At 65.3% G+C, this 4,345-nt stretch carries 3 protein-coding genes; all 3 read left to right on the plus strand.

What is annotated here, in order from left to right:
* The first annotated feature begins 144 nt into the window (after nt 1–144).
* The 3 genes from cysS to RH857_RS13235 are packed head-to-tail and all read left to right on the plus strand — an operon-like array spanning nt 145 to nt 4,051.
* Complete coding sequence (gene cysS, locus RH857_RS13225) at nt 145–1,611, plus strand: cysteine--tRNA ligase (protein WP_310538446.1); 1,467 nt, start codon at nt 145–147, stop codon at nt 1,609–1,611.
* A gap of 2 nt (nt 1,612–1,613) precedes the next feature.
* Nucleotides 1,614–2,609, plus strand: a complete 996-nt coding sequence (gene rlmB / locus RH857_RS13230) for a 23S rRNA (guanosine(2251)-2'-O)-methyltransferase RlmB (RefSeq protein WP_310538447.1) — start codon at nt 1,614–1,616, stop codon at nt 2,607–2,609.
* Nucleotides 2,606–4,051, plus strand: a complete 1,446-nt coding sequence (locus tag RH857_RS13235) for a maltokinase N-terminal cap-like domain-containing protein (RefSeq protein ID WP_310538448.1) — start codon at nt 2,606–2,608, stop codon at nt 4,049–4,051. The genes rlmB and RH857_RS13235 overlap by 4 nt, the downstream gene beginning before the upstream one ends.
* The last annotated feature ends 294 nt before the right edge of the window (nt 4,052–4,345 follow it).

The raw sequence follows: 4,345 nt of genomic DNA on the forward strand, positions 1-4,345 counted from the left end.
CGCTGTATGCGGGCGAGAGGCGGCGTGACCTGCGCGCGCCGCCGGGACCAGCGCTTCAGGTGTGAAGCCCGCGGCCGCTGTATGCGGGCGAGAGGCGGCGTGACCTGCGCGCGCCGCCGGGACCAGCGCTGTAAGCTTGCGCCCGTGGCACTGCGACTCTTCGACACCAAGACACGCCAGGTCCGTGACTTCCAGCCCCTGGAACCAGGCAAGGTCTCCCTCTACTACTGCGGAGCCACGGTGCAGGGCCGGCCTCACGTCGGGCACGTGCGTTCGGCTGTCGCCTTCGACATTCTGATCCGCTGGCTCGAGGCCAGCGGCTACGACGTGCTCTCGGTGCGCAACGTCACCGATATCGACGACAAGATCCTGGAGAAATCGGCGGCATCCTATGCCGAGGATTTCGAGCCCAGCGCTGACTATCCGGCCCAGGAGCCATGGTTCGCACTGGCCTACCGGTTTGAACAAGCGTTCCACGCCGCCTATGACGCGCTCGGCGTGCGTCGTCCACGGTACGAGCCGCGGGCCACCGGCCACATCACCGAGATGCACCAGCTCATCCAGCGACTCATCGATGCCGGCCACGCCTACCCGGCTGTGGACGGTTCCGGCGACGTCTACTTCGACGTGCGGTCATGGCCTTCCTACGGCGAACTCACCCACCAGCGCGTAGACGACATGCAGGACGCGCCCGACGCCGACCCCCGAGGCAAGCGCGACCCTCGCGACTTTGCCCTGTGGAAGGGGCACAAGGACGGCGATCCCGAGACCGCCTCCTGGGACTCCCCCTGGGGACGCGGACGACCGGGCTGGCATCTGGAATGCTCGGCGATGTCCACCAAGTACCTGGGCTCCACCTTCGACATCCACGGAGGCGGCCTGGATCTTCGCTTCCCTCACCATGAGAACGAACTGGCGCAGTCGGCTGCCGCAGGCGACGGTTTCGCCCGCTTCTGGCTGCACAACGGCATGGTCACCTATGAGGGCGAGAAGATGTCGAAGTCGGTGGGCAACACCATCTCCCCGGAGGAGATGCTGGAGCAGGCACGGCCCAAGGCGGTGCGCTACTTCCTGGGCCAGGCTCACTACCGCTCGCAGCTGGACTACAAGCCGGGTGCGCTGCAGGAGGCGGAGGCGGCCGTGGAGCGGATTGAGACGTTCTTGCAGCGGGCCGACGACGGCATGTCCCGCTTCGGCTGGACGCGGTATCCAGAGGCTTTCGCCGAAGCGATGAACGATGACCTGAACGTCCCAGCGGCGCTGGCGGTGCTGCACGAGTCGGTACGGGCGGGGAATACCGCCCTGGACAGCGGCGATGCCGAGGTTGCCCGGGAACGCGCCTGGGAAGTCAGCTGCATGATGGAGGTGCTGGGACTGACCGACGTGCCTGAACCGGACCTGGTCTCCGGACCGGCCGAACAGGCACTGGGTCAGCTCGTCGCCACCCTGCTCCGGGAGCGCGCCGCCGCTCGTGCGGACCGCGACTTCTCCCGTGCCGATGCCGTGCGTGACCAACTGGTCGCTGCCGGCGTCGTGATTGAAGACACCCCCCAAGGCGCCCGATGGTCACTGAGCCGTGCGGCCAGTGCCTCTCAGGCGAAGGAGAACTGACCATGGCCAAAGATTCCCGTCCCAAGAGCGCTGCAGTGCGCAAGGGCAAGAAGGGGCCGACTGCCGGGTCCGGCGGACAAGGTCGGCGCAAACTCGAGGGCAAGGGACCGACTCCCAAGGCGGAGGACCGCGTCTACCACAAGGCGCACAAGCAGAAGGTGCTTGCTGAGCGCGCCGCCGCCAAGCGTGAGGCCAACCGTCCCCGGACCCGCGGCTCCGGCTACGGTGCCGATGACGTGGTGGCTGGACGCAATCCGGTACTGGAGGCCCTGGCCGAGCGTGTACCGGTCAAAGAGATGCTCATCGCCACCGACATCGACTCCGACGGCCGGGTGCGGGAGGCACTGCAGCACTGCGCGGAGCAGGGTGTGCGCGTGCGCGAGGTGCCGCGCCGTCAGCTGGACAACGTCACCGGCGACGCCGTGCACCAGGGCCTGGCGCTGGTGCTGGAGCCCTACGAATACGCCGACGCCGTTGAATTCGCCACCGAGGAGCTGGAGAAGGCCAAGAAGGGTTACATCCCGCACCAGCCCCTGCTGGTCGCCTGCGACTCCATCACCGATCCGCGCAACCTCGGCGCCATCATCCGCGCATCGGCCGCGTTCGGAGTCGGCGGAGTGCTGCTCCCTGAGCGTCGCAGTGCCGGGGTTACGGCCACCGCCTGGAAGACCTCCGCGGGTGCGGCCGCACGTATCCCGGCCGCCCGGGCCACCAACCTGACCCAGGCGCTGAAGGAAGCCAAGAAGCTCGGCTACTTCGTCATCGGTCTCGACGGAGGTGGCGAGATGGAGCTGCCAGGACTGTCCCTGGCGGAGGAGCCCCTCATCGTCGTCGTTGGCTCAGAGGGTAAGGGGCTGTCGCGCTTGGTGGCAGAGACCTGCGACGCCATCGTCTCCATCCCGATCAGCAGCGCAGCCGAGTCGCTCAACGCCTCGATGGCGGTGGGCATCAGCCTCTACGAGATCGCGATGCTTCGACAGGGGGTGCGGGGGAAGTGACTCCCATTCGAGGAGAGCAGCAGCCCGGCTTCATTGAGGTCATGAGCAACTGGCTCACGTCCCAGAGCTGGTACACCCCGCCCAAGGGGCGCAAGAAGATCACCCGTGTGGGCGGTCTTCGTCTGCCCGCCCCTGAGGGCGACGCCGACTCTCGCCTCTTCCTCGAAGTGCACATCCTCGACATCGGCCATTCCGAGGGCACTGACCGCGTGTCCGTGCCGGTCTCGCTGCGCAGCCGGCCCTCCGCCCTGGCAGGAAAGTCTGCCTTCATCGGCAAGCTCGCCTCCGAGGAGCACGGCGACATCTGGGTCTATGACGGCACCGGTGACCGAGCGTTCCTCTCCGCCTGGGTGGAGATGGCACGCCGGCAGCAGGGAAGCCGCAACGGTCGGTCGCGCGGTGAGGCGTTCGGCGGATTCCAGGAACGCGACCCGTTCACTATTGCCCTGCGGAAGTCCTCTGTGGATTCCCCACGCAACGACGTGACCTCCACCGTGGTGGAGCCGGAAGACTCCTCTCCCGACGCCGACTGGGAGCGGAAGGTGCTCGTGGAGTTCTTCCGGCGTCCGTCTGCAGTTCGGGATGAAACTCTCGAAGAGCTCCTGACTCTGACGCAGGCCAACAGCACCGCCATTGCTCAGGTCCTGGGCATCATCAGCGCTTCCTGGCTTCGTAGTCCTTCGGGAGGTGTGGAGTGGGAGTCCGGTGACCTCGCCGTGATTCGTGAGGCGGCCGCGCAGGCCGAGGACGCCGTGACTCTGGCCAAGACCAACCTCACCTCGGGCGGAAGCTTCGCGGAGGAAGCCCGTTCCCTTGGCCGAGCCTTGGGAACCTTCCACGCTGATCTCGCCGGTGCCTTTGGTGCGCACCCGCAGACCGCGACCCAGCTGAAGTCCATGAGTCAGAACGCCCAGCAGGCGCTCAGCCACCAATGGAGCAAAGTCCGCGGCGAGTTCGATGAGGATGAAGCGGCGGATCTCAACGAGGTGATCGACCTCATGACTATGCAGCTGCGCAGCTCGGATGAACCGCTGACGGTGCAGTACATCCACGGCGACCTCACCCTCAGCGATGCGCACCGGGTCAGCGATGAGCGGTGGGTGTTCGACGAGCCTGCTGGTTTCGTAGAACACGCCATGGCGATTCGTGATGTGGTCACGTTCCTCATGGCGGTGGCCAACATGGTGATGGAAACAGCCAGCCAGGAGCCCGAGACTATCGTTGAAGGCGAGGATGCTCCCGAACCCATCAACTACGGGTTGTGGTACGAGCAGGTCAGCCGAGCATTCATGCAGGGTTACCGTGATTCCGACGCTGATACACAGGGTGTTGATTCGGTCTTCTTCCGTGCGGCGATGCTGTCGGAGGCGCTGGATCTGTTCTCCCGGTGGGAAGGCCGCTGGGTTTTCCGTCCCTCGATGCTCCTACAGGTCGACAGCTGACAGAGGAGTCGGCGTCCTGTTACAGTAGACGTCACGATTCCACACGGAACGCATGGGCCTGGATCCCAGAGTTCACGCGGAATTTACATTCAGCGCCGAGAGGTGCTAAAGTTTCTACTCGCGCCGGGAACGAAGCCGAAAGGCAGAGGGACCGGAGCACAGTCTGAAAAGCGTTGAGATCCTGGATCTCGTCCCAACTCAGAATCCACTCGAAAAAGAGCCGGTTTGACGGACAGAGAGAGATGGACTAGAGTTGAGAATCGCGCCGAAAACGGAAGCGAAAAGCTGAAGTTG

Origin of the sequence: Nesterenkonia flava, assembly GCF_031432335.1 — a bacterium.
Lineage (GTDB): Bacteria > Actinomycetota > Actinomycetes > Actinomycetales > Micrococcaceae > Nesterenkonia > Nesterenkonia flava.